This window comes from Kluyvera georgiana ATCC 51603 (assembly GCF_001654985.1).
GTDB lineage: Bacteria > Pseudomonadota > Gammaproteobacteria > Enterobacterales > Enterobacteriaceae > Kluyvera > Kluyvera georgiana.
Window position 1 is genome coordinate 1 of record NZ_LXEU01000071.1, and the last position, 18,393, is coordinate 18,393.

Genomic DNA, 18,393 nt, shown 5'->3' on the forward strand with positions numbered 1-18,393 from the left:
CGGCTTTTGACATACAGCGTACCGGCCGCCGCAAGCAGCCCGGCGCTGCACACCAGTGCAATATAGTGGGGCTTAAAGGGCAAGTTCATGGTGGATCTCCAGAGAACTAAACAGTCCGTATGAGGGATCGGATATGCCGCGAGTATAATGAGACTGTTGTTTGTTTTTTGATTAAAGCAGGGATTTCTGCGGATGCAGGGAAAATCTGACAGGAGTTTACACTTGCGCACACTCATGGCTTGAAGTTCGTTGTTACGTATAAGTAATGATTTAATAACAAAACATCTAACATCGCTGCTAACAGTTGGTTTTTTCCTATCTAAAAGGGTGATTTCCTGCTCTCTTATATCAACATTAACGATTCAGCAAATATTTAATGTTGCTTTTTTGTAAACGGATTAACAGTCTCCGGAAATCCTGCTATGCTGGCCCTCGCGGTACCGGGCTTTTACCCTACAAACTGCTGTCTCACAGGAGCGTGAAGAGATCGCCGACCGCATATGACAATGAGAGCGAGGAGATACCGTCGTGCTAAAAGAATACCGTGAGCACGTAGCTGAGCGTGCAGCCATTGGGATTGTTGCCAAACCCTTAGATGCAACCCAAATGGCCGCGCTGGTTGAGCTGCTGAAGAATCCGCCTGTTGGCGAAGAAGAATTCCTGTTAGACCTGTTAATTAATCGCGTACCGCCGGGCGTTGACGAAGCCGCCTACGTAAAAGCGGGTTTCCTCGCCGCCGTTGCGAAAGGTGAAGCCACTTCCCCGCTGGTCTCCCCAGAAAAAGCCATTGAACTGTTAGGCACCATGCAGGGTGGTTACAACATCCATCCGCTGATTGATGCGCTGGACGATGCGAAACTGGCGCCGATTGTTGCCAAAGCGCTGTCCCACACCCTGCTGATGTTCGATAACTTCTACGACGTCGAAGAGAAAGCCAAAGCGGGCAACGCCTACGCGAAGCAGGTTGTTCAGTCCTGGGCCGATGCCGAATGGTTCCTGAGCCGTCCTGCGCTGGCGGACAAAATCACCGTTACCGTCTTCAAAGTGACCGGTGAAACCAACACCGATGACCTGTCTCCGGCGCCGGATGCGTGGTCACGCCCGGATATTCCTCTGCACGCCCTGGCGATGCTGAAAAACGCCCGCGAAGGCATTGACCCGGATCAGCCGGGCAGCGTTGGCCCGATCAAGCAGATCGAAGCCCTGCAGCAGAAAGGTTTCCCGCTGGCCTACGTGGGCGACGTTGTGGGTACCGGCTCTTCCCGTAAATCAGCGACCAACTCCGTACTGTGGTTCATGGGTGACGATATCCCTCATGTACCGAACAAACGCGGCGGCGGCCTGTGCCTTGGCGGCAAAATTGCACCTATCTTCTTCAATACCATGGAAGATGCGGGCGCGCTGCCAATCGAAGTGGACGTAGCCAACCTGAATATGGGCGACGTGATTGACGTCTACCCGTACAAAGGCGAAGTGCGCAACCACGAGACCGATGAACTGCTGGCAACCTTCGAACTGAAAACCGACGTGCTGATCGACGAAGTCCGCGCCGGTGGCCGTATCCCGCTGATTATCGGTCGTGGCCTGACCACCAAAGCGCGTGAAGCGCTGGGCCTGCCGCACAGTGACGTATTCCGTCAGGCAAAAGACGTGGCGGAAAGCAGCCGCGGCTTCTCTCTGGCACAGAAAATGGTTGGCCGCGCCTGCGGCGTGAAAGGTATCCGTCCGGGCGCGTACTGCGAACCGAAGATGACCTCCGTGGGTTCTCAGGATACGACCGGCCCGATGACCCGTGACGAACTGAAAGACCTGGCGTGCCTGGGCTTCTCTTCTGACCTGGTGATGCAGTCCTTCTGTCACACCGCCGCGTATCCGAAGCCGGTTGACGTGACCACGCACCACACGCTGCCAGACTTCATTATGAACCGTGGTGGTGTCTCTCTGCGTCCGGGCGATGGCGTTATCCACTCCTGGCTGAACCGTATGCTGCTGCCGGATACCGTGGGTACCGGCGGTGACTCCCATACCCGTTTCCCGATTGGTATCTCTTTCCCGGCGGGTTCGGGTCTGGTGGCGTTTGCCGCCGCGACCGGCGTGATGCCGCTGGATATGCCGGAATCTGTTCTGGTGCGTTTCAAAGGCAAAATGCAGCCGGGCATCACCCTGCGCGATCTGGTACACGCCATCCCGCTGTACGCCATCAAACAGGGCCTGCTGACCGTTGAGAAGAAGGGTAAGAAAAACATCTTCTCTGGCCGCATCCTGGAAATCGAAGGTCTGCCGGATCTGAAAGTCGAGCAGGCGTTCGAGCTGACCGATGCTTCCGCCGAGCGTTCCGCTGCCGGTTGTACCATCAAGCTGAACAAAGAGCCGATCGTTGAGTATCTGACCTCCAACATCGTCCTGCTGAAGTGGATGATTGCAGAAGGCTACGGCGACCGTCGTACCCTGGAACGTCGCGTGCAGGGTATGGAAAAATGGCTGGCGGATCCGCAGCTGTTGGAAGCCGATGCTGACGCAGAGTACGCGGCGGTGATCGACATCGATCTGGCTGACATTAAAGAGCCAATTCTCTGTGCGCCGAACGATCCGGACGACGCGCGTCTGCTGTCCGACGTGCAGGGCGAGAAGATTGACGAAGTGTTCATCGGTTCCTGCATGACCAACATTGGCCACTTCCGTGCTGCCGGCAAGCTGCTGGACAACCATAAAGGCCAACTGCCGACTCGTCTGTGGGTGGCGCCGCCAACCCGTATGGACGCCGCGCAGCTGACCGAAGAAGGCTACTACAGCGTGTTCGGTAAGAGCGGTGCGCGTATTGAGATCCCTGGCTGTTCCCTGTGTATGGGTAACCAGGCGCGCGTGGCTGACGGTGCAACGGTGGTTTCCACTTCCACCCGTAACTTCCCGAACCGTTTAGGTACCGGTGCGAACGTCTTCCTGGCTTCTGCGGAGCTGGCGGCGGTTGCGGCGCTGATCGGCAAACTGCCGACGCCGGAAGAGTACCAGACCTACGTGGCGCAGGTGGATAAGACGGCGGTGGATACCTACCGTTATCTGAACTTCGACCAGCTTTCTCAGTACACCGAGAAAGCGGACGGCGTGATTTTCCAGACTGCGGTCTAATGGCATAGCCCGGAGGAGGCGCATCAGCGCCGACTCCGCGAGCGTCCCCGGCGTCACGTTGTTTGGCCGGGCAGGAAAGGTGAGAGTTTCGGCTCTCACCTTTTTTATTTTTCTATTCCTCCCGCGGCGACGCTGTTTTTATTCCTCCAGACTGCGATAATTACCCATAGGTACAATGCAGCGGTGACGCATTGCCTTTGTAGAGGAACAGATCATGGATTATGAATTTCTGCGCGACGTTACCGGAGGGGTAAAAGTACGAATGTCGATGGGCCACGAGGTGGTCGGTCACTGGTTTAATGAAGAGGTTAAAGACAACCTCTCGCTACTGGATGAAGTGGAACAGGCTGCACGCACCGTTAAAGGCAGCGAACGCTCATGGCAGCGCGCCGGGCATGAATACACTCTGTGGATGGACGGCGAAGAAGTGATGGTTCGCGCTAATCAGCTGGAATTTTCCGGCGACGAAATGGAAGAGGGGATGAGCTACTACGACGAGGAGAGCCTGTCGCTCTGCGGCGTAGAGGATTTCCTGCAGGTAGTCGCTGCGTACCGCGAGTTTGTGCAACAGCGTTAATTGATGCGGAGCCTGCGGGCTCCGCCATGTCTGTTACTTCACGTAAGCCAGCAGGCTTAACGAATCACGCGCCAGCGCCTTGCATTTTTTCGCCGTTGGGATGCCGATGCCGCTGAGGTCACGGTAGCTGTCTTCACCCAGCGCCTTCATGTTAAACGTATCATAATTGCTGAGATCCCACTGGTTCTGCTGCGCGAAAAAGACCAGCGCGCGACGGATTTGGGTATTAGGCAGGTTCTGGTAGCCGCAGTCATTTTTCAGGAACACAAATACCGCCGTCAGATCGGCCATATCTTCCGCTTCAGACTCGCTTAAAGCATAACTCGAGCTGGACATCGCCAGCAGCGATCCAAGCAGCACCGTTCGGAAAAACGTCTTCATTTCTTCTACCTTACATCGTCGATATTCCACGTTAACATATTTACCCACAACACGGGGAGCATTATTCATGGCTTTCCGCTTGACCTTCCTGCAGGGGGAGGGTTTAAGCTCAAATAATCACCACAAGCCGAAAAGGAAGTACCGATGCATCGTCGTGATTTTCTCAAATTAAGCGCCGCCGTCGGCGTTGCCAGCGCCTTGCCGCTATGGAGCCGTGCGGTATTTGCCGCTGAACGTCCTACGCTTGCTATTCCGCCGATCCTTACCGCCGACGCGAATAACCAGATCCTGCTGACCGTGCAGGCCGGGAAAACGCAGTTTGCGGGGAAAACGGCGACCACCTGGGGCTATAACGGCAACCTGCTGGGGCCGGCAATTCGTCTACAGCAGTGGACCCCGGCCACGGTCAAAATCCACAATGCACTCGCGGAAGAGACCACCGTGCACTGGCACGGCCTGGAGGTGCCGGGTGAGGTCGACGGTGGGCCGCAGGGGGTCATTCAGCCCGGGGCCAGCCGCACGGTGAGCTTTACGCCGATGCAGCGAGCGGCGACCTGCTGGTTCCACCCGCATCAGCACGGTAAAACCGGGCATCAGGTCGCGATGGGGCTGGCTGGACTGGTGCTGATTGAGGATGAAGACAGCCAGAAGCTGATGCTGCCCAAGCAGTGGGGTATCGACGATATTCCGGTGATTATGCAGGACAAAAAATTCACCGCGGCGGGCGAGATTGATTATCAGCTGGATGTGATGAGCGCCGCCGTGGGCTGGTTTGGCGATACGCTGCTGACCAACGGTGCGCCGTTCCCGCTGCACGCCCCGCCGCGCGGCTGGCTGCGTCTGCGCCTGCTCAACGGCTGTAACGCTCGCTCGCTGACGCTTGCTATCAGCGACAAACGCCCGATGTACGTGGTGGCGAGCGACGGCGGCCTGCTGGCCGAGCCGGTGAAAGTGAACGAGCTACCCATGCTGATGGGCGAGCGTTTTGAAGTGCTGGTGGATGCCCGCGATGGCAAAGCGTTCGACCTGGTGACGCTGCCGGTTACCCAGATGGGGATGGCGGTTGCGCCGTTTGATAAGGCCGTACCGGTGCTACACATCCAACCGATCGGAATTCCGGGCTCTGGTACGCTGCCGGATACGCTGGCGAAAATGCCCGCGCTGCCGTCTCTGGACGGCCTGACCGAGCGCAAGCTCCAGCTTTCGATGGACCCGATGCTCGACATGATGGGCATGCAGGCATTGATGCAGAAATACGGCAATCAGGCGATGGGTGGAATGGATCATGGCAACATGATGGGACACGGCGGTATGAAAATGGACCACGGCAATATGGGCCACATGCAGCACGGTGAAGGCGGGTTCGATTTCCACAATGCGAATAAGATCAACGGTAAAGCCTTTGATATGAACCAGCCGATGTTCGCGGCGGAAAAAGGCAAGTTTGAGCGCTGGGTCATTTCCGGCGAGGGCGACATGATGCTGCACCCGTTCCATATTCACGGTACCCAGTTCCGCATTTTGCGGGAAAACGGCCAGCCGCCAGCGGCGCATCGCACGGGCTGGAAAGATACGGTGCGCGTGGAAGGCGGCGTTAGCGAAGTGCTGGTGAAGTTCGATCATGAGGCCCCGAAAGATCAGGCCTACATGGCGCACTGTCACCTGCTGGAGCATGAAGATACCGGCATGATGCTTGGCTTTACCGTCTAGCCAAAAACCGGATAGCGGCGACGCTATCCGGTAACACCCTCCAGGCGATACAAATTTTCGCCGTATCAAACGGATAATTAAATATATACTCGTGTGGATAACAATTAATCACGAGGTGAACATGTCTCTCTTTGGTAAGGTTCTGGCCGCATCTTTTGTCATGATGGTGGCGGTGTCAGCACAGGCTGACATGAAGATGGAACGTAAAAACATTCCCGAGCTGAAGTTGAGCATCGAGATCCCGCAGGTCTTCACGCCGATGCCTGACGATATGGCAAAAATCAAATACCCGTCAGAAAACCGTCCGCAGGTTATTTATAGTGATGAACGTGGTAAAGCATCCTTAGGGGTAAGTAATGGACGTCACGCGCTGCCCGCAGACAAACTGGATGTCGCAAAAGACGCGACGCTGAAAATGCTGAGTAACTTTAAGCCGCAGGCGGAGTCCGTGACGGTTGATGGGCATAAAGCGTGGTTGATTACCTTCCGCTCCCAGGCTGCGGATACGGAAATACTGAACATGCTGCTGGTCACGTCTGAAAACGATAAGGCAGTGCAGGCCGCGTTTAATATGACGAAAGACCTGGTGGGGCAGTATCAGGGGGTGGCGAGGGCATCGCTGCTGTCGATTAAGTTTGATAAATAACAGAGCGTTTCCCCGGGCCACAAAAACGCGTGACCCGGGGAGGGATTGATGCCGACCTAAGGGTCGGCATTTTGTTTACTTCGTGTCGTCAGGTAACGCATAGGCCACAATATAGTCGCCCATTTTTGTGCCAAACGACCCGTGGCCGCCCGCGGAGATAACCACGAACTGCTTACCGTTGACCTCATAGGTCATCGGCGTCGCCTGGCCGCCTGCCGGCAGACGTCCTTGCCACAGTTTCTCACCGTTGCTCATGTTGTATGCGCGCAGGTAGTTATCGGCGGTTGCGGCGATAAACAGCACGTTACCGGCGGTGGAAATCGGGCCGCCCAGCATCGGCATCCCCATATTGAACGGCAATGGAATTGGCAGCGGGAACGGCAGGCTATCCTGCGGCGTACCCAGACGTTTTTTCCACACCACTTCATTGGTTTTCAGATCCAGCGCGGAGATGTAACCCCAGGCCGGCTGTTTGCACGGCAGTCCGAACGGAGAGAGGAACGGGTTCAGCGTAACGCCGTACGGCACGCCGTACTGGGGCTGAATCCCCGCTTCTGTACCGCTACCTTTCGCGTCTTTCGGCTGCTCCATCGGGTTGCCTGGGCCGCGTGGAATCAGTTTAGAGACGAACGGCAGCGCCATCGGGTTGGCAATCGCCACCTGACGATTCGGATCGACAGAGATACCGCCCCACTCAAACATCCCTAGGTTACCCGGGAACACCAGCGTGCCTTGCTCTGACGGCGGGGTGAAGATGCCTTCATAGCGCAGCTGATGGAACATCACGCGGCACACCAGCTGGTCAAACATGGTGGCGCCCCACATGTCTGCACCGCTCAGGTCTTTCTTCGGACGGAAGCTCAGGTCAGAGAACGGCTGAGTTTTGGTGACGTAGTCGCCTTTCGCCGCGCCCTGCGGGACCGGTTTTTCCGGTGCCGGGACGACCAGCTCGCCGTTACGGCGATCCAGCACGAAGATGTTGCCGGTTTTGGCCGGTGCGTAGATAACCGGTACGGTTTTGCCATCGACGGTGATGTCTGCCAGCGTCGGCTGGGAAGGCATATCCATGTCCCACAGATCGTGGTGAACGGTCTGGTAGCTCCAGGCTAGTTTACCGGTGGTGGCGTTCAGCGCCACAATGGAGCTGGCAAAGCGTTCCTGTTCCGGTGTACGGTTGCCGCCCCAGATATCCGGAGTAGTAACGCCCATCGGCAGGTAGACCAGGTCCAGCTTCGCATCGTAGGCCGCGGGTGCCCAGGAGTTCGGCGAGTTGAAGGTATAATGCTGGCCGGGTTGCGGAAGGGCGTTAGGATCTTTCGCGCCCGGGTCAAAGGCCCACAGCAGTTTGCCGCTGTTGACGTCGAAGCCGCGAATTACGCCAGACGGCTCGCGGGTAGAGAAGTTGTCGGTAACCGCACCGGCAATCACAATCACTTTATCGGTGATAATCGGCGGTGAAGTCGGTTCATACATTCCCGGCGTGGTGACCGGCATATCGGTTTGCAGGTTCAGAATGCCTTTGTTCGCAAAGGATTCACACAGCTTACCGGTGTCGGCATTGAGGGCAAAAATTCGGCCATCGTTCACCGGCAGAATAATACGACGCGGGCAATCGGAGACCACGTCAGGCGAGGCGTTCGCCGCCGTCGCTTCGTGATAAGACACGCCGCGGCAGGTCACGTGCTGGAAGCTCGGGTCGGTTCCCAGCTGCGGGTCGAAGTGCCACTTCTCTTTCCCGGTAGCCGCATCCAGCGCGAACAGACGCTGGTGGGCAGTACACAGATAGAGCATGTCGCCAATCTTAATCGGCGTCACTTCATTGGTGATTTCACCCGGATCGTTTGGCTGCTTCAGGTCGCCGGTGCGGAACACCCAGGCTTCCTTCAGGTTGTGCACGTTCTCCGCGTTAATTTGCTTAAGTGGCGAGAAGCGCTGGCCTTCCTGGTTACGACCATAGGCGGGCCAGTCCTGGTCTGCAATCTGCGAGATAGGCTCTGCAGGCGTGGCGTCGGCGCTCAGCGTGCCGTTCACTTCTTGCGGGTCATGGAATCCTGCCCACGTCAGAATCGCGGCGCTGACCAACAATGCTACGACCAGCGCGCCAACGGCACCGCTGGACGGCACGATCAGGCGACGCCAGACGAACGGCAGAATCAGCCACACGCCGAAGATCACCAGCACGTCGCTGCGCGGGGTGAGCGCCCAGAAGTCGAAGCCGACTTCCCACACGCCCCAGATCATGGTGGCGACCAGCAGTACCGCATACAGCCACAGCGCCGAACGTTTACCGCGCCACAGCAGCGCGGTAACGCCCAGCATCACCAGCCCGGCGACCGGGTAATACCAGGAGCCGCCAACGGCGACCAGCCATGCTCCACCAATCAGAAGATACAAACCACAAAAAGCCGCAAAGAGGGTGGTTAGCCTCGCGAGCAGTCGTGGTTGTTGGTTTTTTGTTTCAGCCATAGAAATGTGTCCGTTTGTTTGTTAATTATTGCTTTCATTTGATTATAGGATTTAACAAGTGTGATCGAAATCACAAAATGAGCTTTATTATCGAATTAGCCGCATTAATCGTTTTGCTGGTATACTTTCTCGCTTGCTGATCAACCTCGCGGCTCTGGGTTAACAGGTTGAGTGATTTACATTTAAAATCATGTGGTTAGTTAAATGAAACATACTGTTGAAGTGATGATCCCGGAAGCGGAGATCAAAGCGCGTATCGCCGAACTGGGTCGTCAGATTAACGAGCGCTATAAAGATAGCGGCAGCGAAATGGTGTTGGTGGGTTTGCTGCGCGGTTCATTCATGTTCATGGCCGATCTGTGCCGTGAAGTGCAGGTACCGCACGAAGTCGATTTTATGACGGCATCCAGCTATGGCAGCGGTATGTCGACCACCCGCGACGTGAAAATCCTTAAAGACCTGGATGAAGATATTCGCGGTAAAGACGTGCTGATCGTCGAAGACATTATCGACTCGGGCAATACGCTGTCGAAAGTGCGCGAGATACTCGGCCTGCGTGAGCCGAAGTCGCTGGCGATCTGTACGTTGCTGGACAAACCGTCTCGCCGTGAAGTGGACGTGCCGGTTGAGTTCGTCGGTTTCTCCATTCCGGATGAATTCGTCGTCGGTTACGGTATCGACTACGCGCAACGTTACCGCCATCTGCCGTACGTCGGCAAAGTGGTGCTGTTAGACGAATAATACGCGGGTGCCTGATGGCGCTTCGCTTATCAGGCCTACGGCGCAGGCTTGTAGGCCGGGTAAGGCGTTAGCCGCCACCCGGCAATCCCTGCACTACTTATGATTGATATGCTTTAACTTGAGGTTGGAAATCCCGTGGCGGTAACGCTGCTCCAGGGTTTCGCGGCTGGTGGCGGTCACATCGAGATCGCGCAGCAGGCCGTCATGAATACCGTAGGCCCAACCGTGAATCATCACCTTCTGGCCGCGCTTCCACGCAGACTGCATGATGGTGGAGTGCCCCAGGTTATACACCTGTTCCATCACGTTCAGCTCACATAACGTATCCAGACGACGTTCTGGCGGCATCTCGCCCAGCAATGAACTATGTTTGAACCAGATATCGCGGATATGCAGCAGCCAGTTGTCGATTAAGCCCAGCTCCGGGTTTTCTACCGCCGCCTGTACGCCGCCGCAACCGTAGTGGCCGCAGATAATAATGTGTTCAACTTCCAGTACATCAACGGCATACTGCACCACGGAAAGGCAGTTGAGGTCAGTGTGGATAACCAGGTTTGCCACGTTACGGTGAACAAACAGTTCGCCAGGCTCAAGCCCGGTGAGACGTTCGGCGGGAACGCGGCTGTCGGAACATCCGATCCACAAAAAGCGTGGTTTTTGCGCCTGCGACAGTTTCTCAAAAAAACCGGGATCCTCTTCTATCAGCATCTTTGACCATAGTGCATTGTTGCTGATGAGTGTATCTATGTCGTTCATGGAAGCGGTAACCCAGTAATTTTCGTTGGGTTAATATAGGGCAAGTCCTGATTTATTAAAACCCAATATCAAGTATCGGAATGTAAGGTAAGCGAAAATCTATGACCATTGCACTGGAATTAGAGCAACTGACGAAGACCTATCCGGGCGGTGTGCAAGCGCTGCGCGGGATCGATCTGAAGGTGGAAGCCGGTGATTTTTACGCGCTGTTGGGGCCAAACGGCGCGGGTAAATCCACCACTATCGGTATCATCAGCTCGCTGGTGAATAAAACCTCCGGGCGCGTGAGCGTCTTCGGCTATGACCTGCAAAAAGACGTGGTCAACGCCAAGCGTCAGCTCGGACTGGTGCCGCAGGAGTTCAACTTCAACCCGTTTGAAACCGTGCAGCAAATCGTGGTGAATCAGGCTGGTTACTACGGTGTTGAGCGTAAAGAAGCGGTTATTCGCAGCGAAAAATACCTGAAACAGCTCGATCTGTGGGAAAAACGCAACGAACGCGCGAGAATGCTCTCCGGCGGGATGAAGCGTCGTCTGATGATCGCCCGCGCGCTGATGCATGAGCCGAAGCTGCTGATTCTCGATGAACCGACCGCGGGCGTGGATATCGAACTGCGCCGCTCGATGTGGGGTTTCCTCAAGGATCTCAACGACAAAGGCACCACCATTATTCTGACCACTCACTATCTGGAAGAGGCCGAAATGCTGTGCCGCAATATCGGCATTATCCAGCGCGGCGAGCTGGTGGAAAACACCTCAATGAAGGCGCTACTTTCCAAGCTGAAATCGGAAACCTTTATTCTCGATCTGGCGCCAAAAAGCCCGCTGCCGAAGCTTGAAGGTTATCAGTACAACCTGGTCGATACCTCAACGCTGGAAGTGGAAGTACTGCGCGAGCAGGGGATTAACAGCGTCTTCAGCCAGCTGAGCGCCCAGGGCATTCAGGTGCTGAGTATGCGTAACAAAGCGAACCGTCTGGAAGAGCTGTTTGTTTCGCTGGTTAATGAAAAACAAGGAGATCGCGCATGATGCAGCTTTACTGGGTCGCGCTGAAAAGCATCTGGGCGAAAGAGATCCATCGCTTTATGCGTATCTGGGTACAGACGCTGGTGCCGCCGGTTATCACCATGACGCTGTACTTTATTATCTTCGGCAACCTGATCGGTTCGCGCATCGGTGAAATGCACGGCTTTACCTACATGCAGTTTATCGTGCCGGGTTTGATTATGATGGCGGTCATTACCAACGCTTACGCCAACGTGGCGTCGTCGTTCTTCAGCGCTAAGTTCCAGCGCAATATCGAAGAGCTGCTGGTCGCGCCGGTACCGACGCACGTGATCATCGCCGGTTTTGTCGGCGGTGGGGTCGCTCGCGGCCTGTGCGTGGGCATTCTGGTGACGGCGGTTTCGCTGTTCTTCGTCCCGTTCCAGGTGCACTCCTGGGTCTTTGTGGCGCTGACGCTGATCCTGACGGCGATTCTGTTCTCGCTGGCCGGTTTGCTGAACGCGGTGTTTGCGAAAACCTTTGATGATATCAGCCTGATTCCTACTTTTGTGCTGACACCGCTGACCTACCTTGGCGGCGTGTTCTATTCGCTGACGCTGCTGCCGCCGTTCTGGCAGGGGCTGTCGCACCTGAACCCGATCGTCTACATGATCAGCGGCTTCCGTTACGGCTTCCTCGGTATTAACGATGTGCCGCTGGTCACCACCTTCGGTGTGCTGGTGGTATTTATCATCGCCTTCTACCTGCTGTGCTGGTATCTCATTCAGCGCGGACGCGGTCTGCGCAGCTGATTGTGCCTAATTTCCCGGCAGACGGCGTCTGCCGGGAAGTATTCTTTGACAGTCATCACCCCTCTTTATCAATCACTCCGCTAAACTACTTGCCTGCTAAGGAGGCAAGCTATGTTAGGTTGGGTTATTTCCTGCCATGACGATCGCGCACAGGAACTGCTGGATCGTCTGGAAAAAAAGTTCGGGCCGCTGCCGCAATGCCGGGCCGTGAACTACTGGCGTGGATTAAGCGCCAATATGCTGAGCCGGATGATGTGTGACGCGCTGCATCAAACCGACTCCGGCGACGGCGTCATTTTTCTGACCGACAATGCCGGGTCGGCGCCTTATCGCGTTGCTTCGTTAATGAGCCATAAGCACAGCGGCTGTGAGGTGATTGCGGGGATTCAGTATCCATTGATTGAAAAAATGGTTCCCCTGAGGGACACGCTCAGCAGTAGCGATTTCCGTAACCGTATTGTTGAACAGGGAACGCCCGGTGTGACGAGTCTGTGGCACCAACAGCAAAAAAATCCGCCATTTATACTGCTCCATGATTTGTATAAGCCTTAAACATTGGTATTGATCGCGCTTTTGTTACAATAGCGAAGTCGGTTCCCGCTTCGGTTATTGCTCATGGCTATACGCTCGGTTGTTTTTCTTCTGCTCTTCCTCGCTGGTGGCGTGAGCGCCGCTTTGCCCGCCCGTTATATGCAAACCACTGAGGATGCGACGGTATGGGCGCGTATTGGCAATAAAACTCAGACCGTCGGTAACCTGCGTGCCGGGCAGATTATTGCCATTGAGCCGGGCGCTGAAGATTATTACACCTTTAGCTTTGGCTTCGGGAAAGGATTTATCGACAAAGGTCACCTTGAACCCGTGCAGGGGCGGCAGCGCGTGGAGGATGGGCTAGGAGATCTGAACAAGCCGCTCAGTAACCAGAATGTGATCACCTGGAAAGATACTCCGGTATACAACGCGCCGGATGTGGGGAGCGCGCCGTTCGGTACCCTGGCAGAGAATCTGCGCTATCCGGTGGTCAATAAGCTCAAAGATCGGCTGAATCAGACGTGGTACCAGATCCGTATCGGTGAACGCCTGGCCTATATCAGCGCGCTTGATGCCCAGCGGGATAACGGTATTCCGGTCATCACCTATCACCATATTCTGCGCGATGAAGAGAACACCCGTTTTCGCCATACCTCCACCACCACGTCGGTACGCGCCTTTAGTAACCAGATGACCTGGCTGCGTGATATGGGCTATACCACGCTCACGATGTATCAACTGGATGACTACGTGCATAACCGCGCGAATCTGCCGGGGCGCGCAGTGGTCATCACCTTTGACGATGGCCTGAAGTCAGTCAGCCGCTACGCCTATCCCATTCTGAAGCAGTACGGCTTTAAGGCCACCGCGTTTATCATCTCGTCGCGTATTAAGCGCCATCCGCAGAAATGGGCGCCGAAGTCGCTACAGTTTATGAGTGTTTCCGAGCTGGAGGAGATTAAGGACGTCTTTGATTTCCAGTCGCATACCCATTTTCTGCATCGCGTTGACGGTTATCGACGGCCCATACTGCTCAGCCGCAGCTATCACAATATTCTGTTCGATTTTGAACGCTCGCGCCGGGCCCTGGCGCAGTTTAACCCGCACGTGTTGTTCCTTTCCTATCCGTTTGGCGGTTATAACGCGACGGCGGTGAAGGCGGCGCATGATGCCGGTTTTCATCTGGCGGTGACGACGGTGAAAGGGAAGGTGAAGCCGGGCGATAACCCGATGCTACTGAAACGGCTGTATATTCTGCGGACGGATTCGCTGGAGACCATGTCGCGGTTAATCAGCAACCAACCGCAGGGATAAGCTGGCGCACCGCATGAGCGGCGCGCCAGAGAAGATCAGGCAACCTGAACCGGAATGGCTTTAGCGGTGCGCTTCATCTCGTTGTCGCCTTCGAAATAGGCAACGTTCGGGCGCCAGGTACGCGCTTCTTCATCACTCATGGTTACGAAGCTGGCGATGATAACGATGTCGCCTACGTCAGCGTTGTGCGCTGCCGCACCGTTGACGGAGATGATTTTCGAACCGCGTTCAGCCGCGATAGCGTAGGTGGAGAAACGCTTGCCGTTGTTCACATTCCAGATATCAATGGCTTCGTTTTCCAGAATACCGGCGGCGTCGAGGAAGTCCTGGTCAATCGCGCAGGAACCTTCATAGTGCAGGTCGGCATGCGTGACTTTCACGCGGTGGAGTTTGCCCTGCAGCATTGTGCGAATCATAGCGTTTACCTTTAATTCTTAACGGAAACAAAGCAGTTCGCGACTGCTTTGAGAAATTTCGCAGGCAGTATTGCCCGATTTATACCAGGTGTCTATATGCGATTAACCTTGCTTACGATTAATTGCGCATCGACACGCATAACCTGCTGCAAACGGTATCGTCATTGCAGAATGACGCCCCGGAGTCAGCGCTAATGCGCCTCGCCCGGGTTGCCCGATTGTAGCCCGGCCAAGCGAAGCGCCACCGGGAAGGGCACGAAAATTACAGTTCTACGCTCTGGTTATCAATCAGACGCGCCTGGCCCAGCCACGCCGCCATCAGGATCACCGCACGTTTGCTGCTGTCGGTCAGGTCAAGCAGGGTATCGGCATCGCGAATCTGAATATCATCGGCGCGGAAGCCTTTCTCGTTCAGCTCCTGCTCGGCGATAGCGATCATCTCTTCCTGGTCGCGTTCGCCGGCCTTCAGCTTCTCGGCCACACGGGTCATCACTTTGTACAGACCCGGGGCGATTTTACGCTGCTCTGCCGTCAGGTAGCCGTTGCGTGAACTTAACGCCAGGCCATCTTTAGCACGGATAATCGGCACGCCGACGATCTCGATATCGTAGCCCAGGTCGGCGACCATTTTGCGAATCAGCGCCAACTGCTGGAAGTCTTTCTCGCCAAAGCAGGCGATGTCCGGCTGGACAAGGTTAAACAGCTTGCTGACGATGGTCGAGACGCCGCGGAAGTGGCCTGGACGGCTGGCACCTTCCAACATGGTGGAAAGACCGGGAACGTCAACATAGGTTTGGCCTTCCAGTCCCTGCGGATAGATTTCTTTCTCCGACGGGGCGAAGACAAAATCAACCTTACGCTTGTTGAGCTTCTCGCAGTCTTCCTGCAACGTGCGGGGATAGCGCGCCAGATCTTCAGGGCGGTCAAACTGCATCGGGTTGACGAAGATACTGACAACAACCACATCTGCGCGCGTTTTCGCTTCTTCAACCAGCGTCATATGACCATCGTGCAGGTTGCCCATGGTGGGAACCAATGCAACACGCTTGCCTTCCTGACGCAGACGACGGATATGCTGGCGCAGCAGCGGCAGGGTTTCAATAATCAACACAACTTGACTCCTTAATGGAAACTGTGTTCTTCGCCCGGATAAACGCCGGACTCCACTTCAGCAATATACTGCCGCACCGCCGCGCGCATGTCGCCCGCTTCGGCAAGGAAATTTTTCGCGAATTTCGGAATATGGCCGCCGGTGATGCCAAATGCATCGTGCATGACCAGGATCTGCCCATCGGTGACGTTGCCCGCGCCGATACCAATCACCGGAATCGACAGCGCTTCGGTCACGCGTTTCGCCAGCTCAACCGGCACGCACTCCAGCACCAACAGCTGCGCACCTGCCGCTTCCAGCGCCAGCGCGTCATCCAACAGCACCTGGCCTGCGTCGCCGCGGCCCTGCACCTTGTAGCCGCCAAAAATATTGACCGACTGCGGCGTCAGCCCCAGGTGGCCGCAGACCGGTACCGCACGGTCGGTGAGCATTTTCACGGTATCAACCAGCCATGCGCCGCCCTCGATTTTGACCATGTTGGCGCCCGCGCGCATGACCGTGGCAGAGTGCTCAAACGCCAGCTCCGGTGTGGCATAGGCCATAAACGGCAGATCGGAAAGCAGCAGGCAGTTCGGCGCACCGCGACGTACCGCGCGAGTGTGGTAGGCGATGTCTTCAACCGTCACCGGCAGAGTGGAGTCGTGCCCCTGGACGGTCATGCCCAGCGAATCACCGACCAGCATCACGTTGATGCCAACGTCAGCGAACAGTTTGGCAAAGCTGTAGTCGTAGGCGGTAATCGTCGCGAAGCGCTTTTTTTCCTGCTTGCATTTCTGCAATAGGGCAATCGTGGTCGGTTTCATAATTATTCCTGATGGTAAGGTCATATTACCCGGCATTCTAGCAGCCGATTTCAGGGGGGCAATTATTTTAGGCAAGCGATTTCGCGTAAAGCAGGGATCGCTAAAAATGAGGGGGCCGCGTTACCAGCTGGCGGGTTTTTCCGCGCCCAGGGTATCCAGACGCTGCTGCAGGCTGACGCCGTCAGGGAAGCATAAATTCGGGGCAATTTCGTACAGCGGCCACAGCATAAAGCCGCGGTTGTACATGTCGTAATGCGGAACGGTCAGCTTTTCGGTATGAATCATTTCCTGACCAAACAGCATGATGTCTAAATCGAGGGTGCGGGGCCCCCAGCGTTCGGCTTTACGTTGACGTCCCTGCTGTAGCTCGATGCGCTGAGTATGGCTGAGCAGCGCTTCTGGCGTGAGGGTCGTTTCCAGCGCAACGGCGGCGTTCAGGTAATCGGGCTGATCCTGTGGGCCGAGCGGCGGGGTACGATAAAACGAAGAGACGCGAATAATGCGGCTTTCCGGAATAGCGCCAATAGCCTCAACGGCAGCATTCACCTGCTCCAGCGGAGAGGCGAGGTTGCTGCCGATGGCGATATAAACGACGGTCACGCGCTACCTTCACGGCGCGGTGCGCGTTTACGCGGGCGGCGATGACGACGGCGGGTGTCCGGCTCGTCGCCCAGATCGTTGAGCATCTCTTTCTGCGCCGGTGGCGCAACCACCTGGAATTCGCTCCACCACTGGGTCAGGCGTTGTAATTCGTGGTTGTTTTCCGCTTCGGCACGCAGCGCCAGCAGGTCGTAGGCCGCGCGGAATTTCGGATGCTCCATCAGCTTCCATGCGCGCTTACCCTGACGGCGGGACATTCGCAGCTGCAGCTGCCAGATATCGCGTACCAGCGTGGTAATACGTTTTGGAATCGCCAGCGAACGGCAGGCTTCATCCAGCACGTCGTTCATCGCCAGCGCGAAAGCGTCGTAATAGGCCAGTCCGCTCTCCTGAGCGATTTTCTGCGCCATTTCCAGCAGCGGATACCAGAACATCGCGGCAAACAGGAACGCCGGGTTAACGCGCATATCGTTACGAATGCGGTTGTCGGTGTTCTTCAGCACCTGGGCGATGATACGCTCCATCGGGCTGTCGCCATCTTCGGTGAAGTAGCGGGTGATGGTCGGGAACAGCGGCTGGAACAGGTTGTATTCGCGCAGCAGCTTGTAGGTTTCAAACCCGTAGCCTGCCTGTAGCAGTTTGAGCGCTTCTTCAAACAGGCGCGCCGGCGGCACGTCGTTCATTAAGGTCGCCAGACGCGGGATCGGCTCAGCGGTTTCCGGGCTGATGCGCATATCCAGTTTGGCGGCAAAGCGCACGGCGCGCAGCATCCGCACCGGATCTTCACGGTAGCGAGTTTCCGGATCGCCGATCAGGCGGATGACGCCGTCAATCAGATCCTGCATGCCGCCAACGTAGTCGCGTACGGTGAAGTCCGCCACGCTGTAATAAAGGCTGTTGATGGTGAAGTCACGGCGCTGAGCGTCTTCTTCGATAGAACCGAAGATGTTGTCGCGCAGCAGCATGCCGTTTTGCCCACGCTGGGAGGTGGTGCGATCGGACTGACCATCTTCGTGGTGACCACGGAAAGTAGCGACTTCAATAATTTCCGGGCCAAACATGACGTGGGCCAGGCGGAAGCGACGACCAACCAGGCGGCAGTTGCGGAACAGCTTACGCACCTGATCGGGGGTGGCGCTGGTGGTCACGTCGAAATCTTTTGGTTTTTTGCCAAGCAGCAGGTCGCGAACGCCGCCGCCGACGAGGTAAGCCTCGTAGCCTGCTTTGTTCAAACGATAAAGAACCTTGAGGGCGTTTTCGCTGATATCTTTGCGGGAAATAGCGTGCTGCTCGCGCGGAATGACGGTCATAGCAGGTTTTGCGACGGCGTTTTCAGCCTCGCTCTCCTCACGGCTCAGCACCTTGCGGCAAAAATTAGCGACTCGGGTAAAAATGGTGCACCTCGGTAGTATCTGACTTT

The 18,393-nt window shown here is 56.1% G+C and carries 17 protein-coding genes; 9 read left to right on the forward strand and 8 right to left on the reverse strand.

Features of this window, described 5'->3' with window-relative positions:
- The first annotated feature begins 528 nt into the window (after positions 1–528).
- Positions 529–3,126: a bifunctional aconitate hydratase 2/2-methylisocitrate dehydratase gene (gene acnB / locus M989_RS17790; protein ID WP_064547502.1), complete on the forward strand. Its 2,598-nt coding sequence runs from the start codon at positions 529–531 to the stop codon at positions 3,124–3,126.
- 214 nt (positions 3,127–3,340) lie between these two features.
- A complete protein-coding gene (yacL, locus tag M989_RS17795) occupies positions 3,341–3,703 on the forward strand; it encodes a protein YacL (RefSeq protein ID WP_064547505.1) in 363 nt (120 codons plus the stop codon).
- A 33-nt stretch (positions 3,704–3,736) separates the two neighbouring features.
- On the opposite strand, the gene M989_RS17800 is transcribed toward yacL, so the two are convergent.
- Positions 3,737–4,084 (reverse strand): YacC family pilotin-like protein, encoded by a 348-nt coding sequence (locus tag M989_RS17800; protein WP_062772020.1) that lies wholly within the window; start codon positions 4,082–4,084, stop codon positions 3,737–3,739.
- Positions 4,085–4,228: 144 nt separating this feature from the next.
- Here M989_RS17800 and cueO point away from each other — a divergent pair, with 144 nt between their 5' ends.
- Positions 4,229–5,794, forward strand: a complete 1,566-nt coding sequence (gene cueO / locus M989_RS17805) for a multicopper oxidase CueO (protein WP_064547506.1) — start codon at positions 4,229–4,231, stop codon at positions 5,792–5,794.
- A gap of 121 nt (positions 5,795–5,915) precedes the next feature.
- Positions 5,916–6,440, forward strand: coding sequence for a hypothetical protein (locus M989_RS17810; protein WP_064547508.1), 525 nt, complete (start codon positions 5,916–5,918; stop codon positions 6,438–6,440).
- 75 nt (positions 6,441–6,515) lie between these two features.
- Here M989_RS17810 and M989_RS17815 read toward each other — a convergent pair whose 3' ends face one another.
- Positions 6,516–8,906 carry a glucose/quinate/shikimate family membrane-bound PQQ-dependent dehydrogenase gene (locus M989_RS17815; protein WP_064547511.1) on the reverse strand — a complete coding sequence of 797 codons (2,391 nt, stop codon included), beginning with the start codon at positions 8,904–8,906 and terminating at the stop codon, positions 6,516–6,518.
- A gap of 204 nt (positions 8,907–9,110) precedes the next feature.
- Here M989_RS17815 and hpt point away from each other — a divergent pair, with 204 nt between their 5' ends.
- A complete protein-coding gene (hpt, locus tag M989_RS17820) occupies positions 9,111–9,647 on the forward strand; it encodes a hypoxanthine phosphoribosyltransferase (protein ID WP_064547513.1) in 537 nt (178 codons plus the stop codon).
- Positions 9,648–9,740: 93 nt separating this feature from the next.
- Here the strand turns inward: hpt and can are convergent, their stop codons facing one another.
- Positions 9,741–10,403: a carbonate dehydratase gene (gene can / locus M989_RS17825; RefSeq protein ID WP_064547514.1), complete on the reverse strand. Its 663-nt coding sequence runs from the start codon at positions 10,401–10,403 to the stop codon at positions 9,741–9,743.
- Positions 10,404–10,504: 101 nt separating this feature from the next.
- On the opposite strand from can, the gene M989_RS17830 reads away from it, so the two are divergent.
- From M989_RS17830 to M989_RS17845, 4 genes are all read left to right on the forward strand, one after another.
- The gene (locus M989_RS17830) at positions 10,505–11,431 is read left to right on the forward strand and encodes an ABC transporter ATP-binding protein (protein ID WP_064547516.1); all 927 of its coding nucleotides are present in this window, start codon (positions 10,505–10,507) and stop codon (positions 11,429–11,431) included.
- Positions 11,428–12,198, forward strand: coding sequence for an ABC transporter permease (locus tag M989_RS17835; protein ID WP_064547518.1), 771 nt, complete (start codon positions 11,428–11,430; stop codon positions 12,196–12,198). The genes M989_RS17830 and M989_RS17835 overlap by 4 nt, the downstream gene beginning before the upstream one ends.
- A 111-nt stretch (positions 12,199–12,309) precedes the next feature.
- The gene (locus tag M989_RS17840; protein WP_064547520.1) at positions 12,310–12,750 is read left to right on the forward strand and encodes a PTS sugar transporter subunit IIA; all 441 of its coding nucleotides are present in this window, start codon (positions 12,310–12,312) and stop codon (positions 12,748–12,750) included.
- 63 nt (positions 12,751–12,813) lie between these two features.
- On the forward strand, positions 12,814–14,043 hold the full coding sequence (locus M989_RS17845) for a polysaccharide deacetylase family protein (protein WP_064547522.1): 1,230 nt from the start codon (positions 12,814–12,816) through the stop codon (positions 14,041–14,043).
- Between the two features lie 35 nt (positions 14,044–14,078).
- Here M989_RS17845 and panD read toward each other — a convergent pair whose 3' ends face one another.
- The 5 genes from panD to pcnB form a co-directional block, all read right to left on the reverse strand.
- Positions 14,079–14,459 (reverse strand): aspartate 1-decarboxylase, encoded by a 381-nt coding sequence (gene panD / locus M989_RS17850; protein WP_035891933.1) that lies wholly within the window; start codon positions 14,457–14,459, stop codon positions 14,079–14,081.
- A 262-nt stretch (positions 14,460–14,721) separates the two neighbouring features.
- Complete coding sequence (gene panC / locus M989_RS17855; protein WP_064547524.1) at positions 14,722–15,570, reverse strand: pantoate--beta-alanine ligase; 849 nt, start codon at positions 15,568–15,570, stop codon at positions 14,722–14,724.
- Between the two features lie 11 nt (positions 15,571–15,581).
- A complete protein-coding gene (gene panB / locus M989_RS17860; RefSeq protein ID WP_064547526.1) occupies positions 15,582–16,373 on the reverse strand; it encodes a 3-methyl-2-oxobutanoate hydroxymethyltransferase in 792 nt (263 codons plus the stop codon).
- 120 nt (positions 16,374–16,493) lie between these two features.
- Entirely contained in the window at positions 16,494–16,973 is a 480-nt protein-coding gene (gene folK / locus M989_RS17865; RefSeq protein WP_064547529.1) for a 2-amino-4-hydroxy-6-hydroxymethyldihydropteridine diphosphokinase, read from the reverse strand.
- The gene (gene pcnB, locus M989_RS17870) at positions 16,970–18,367 is read right to left on the reverse strand and encodes a polynucleotide adenylyltransferase PcnB (RefSeq protein WP_206063134.1); all 1,398 of its coding nucleotides are present in this window, start codon (positions 18,365–18,367) and stop codon (positions 16,970–16,972) included. The genes folK and pcnB overlap by 4 nt, the downstream gene beginning before the upstream one ends.
- Between the last annotated feature and the right edge of the window lie 26 nt (positions 18,368–18,393).

Excerpts from the sequence above, each read along its gene's own strand:
- yacL (WP_064547505.1), top strand. The coding sequence starts at position 3,341 with ATGGATTATGAATTTCTGCGCGACGTTACCGGAGGGGTAAAAGTACGA.
- M989_RS17800 (WP_062772020.1), bottom strand. The coding sequence starts at position 4,084 with ATGAAGACGTTTTTCCGAACGGTGCTGCTTGGATCGCTGCTGGCGATG.
- cueO (WP_064547506.1), top strand. The coding sequence starts at position 4,229 with ATGCATCGTCGTGATTTTCTCAAATTAAGCGCCGCCGTCGGCGTTGCC.
- M989_RS17810 (WP_064547508.1), top strand. The coding sequence starts at position 5,916 with ATGTCTCTCTTTGGTAAGGTTCTGGCCGCATCTTTTGTCATGATGGTG.
- M989_RS17815 (WP_064547511.1), bottom strand. The coding sequence starts at position 8,906 with ATGGCTGAAACAAAAAACCAACAACCACGACTGCTCGCGAGGCTAACC.
- hpt (WP_064547513.1), top strand. The coding sequence starts at position 9,111 with ATGAAACATACTGTTGAAGTGATGATCCCGGAAGCGGAGATCAAAGCG.
- can (WP_064547514.1), bottom strand. The coding sequence starts at position 10,403 with ATGAACGACATAGATACACTCATCAGCAACAATGCACTATGGTCAAAG.
- M989_RS17830 (WP_064547516.1), top strand. The coding sequence starts at position 10,505 with ATGACCATTGCACTGGAATTAGAGCAACTGACGAAGACCTATCCGGGC.
- M989_RS17835 (WP_064547518.1), top strand. The coding sequence starts at position 11,428 with ATGATGCAGCTTTACTGGGTCGCGCTGAAAAGCATCTGGGCGAAAGAG.
- M989_RS17840 (WP_064547520.1), top strand. The coding sequence starts at position 12,310 with ATGTTAGGTTGGGTTATTTCCTGCCATGACGATCGCGCACAGGAACTG.
- M989_RS17845 (WP_064547522.1), top strand. The coding sequence starts at position 12,814 with ATGGCTATACGCTCGGTTGTTTTTCTTCTGCTCTTCCTCGCTGGTGGC.
- panD (WP_035891933.1), bottom strand. The coding sequence starts at position 14,459 with ATGATTCGCACAATGCTGCAGGGCAAACTCCACCGCGTGAAAGTCACG.
- panB (WP_064547526.1), bottom strand. The coding sequence starts at position 16,373 with ATGAAACCGACCACGATTGCCCTATTGCAGAAATGCAAGCAGGAAAAA.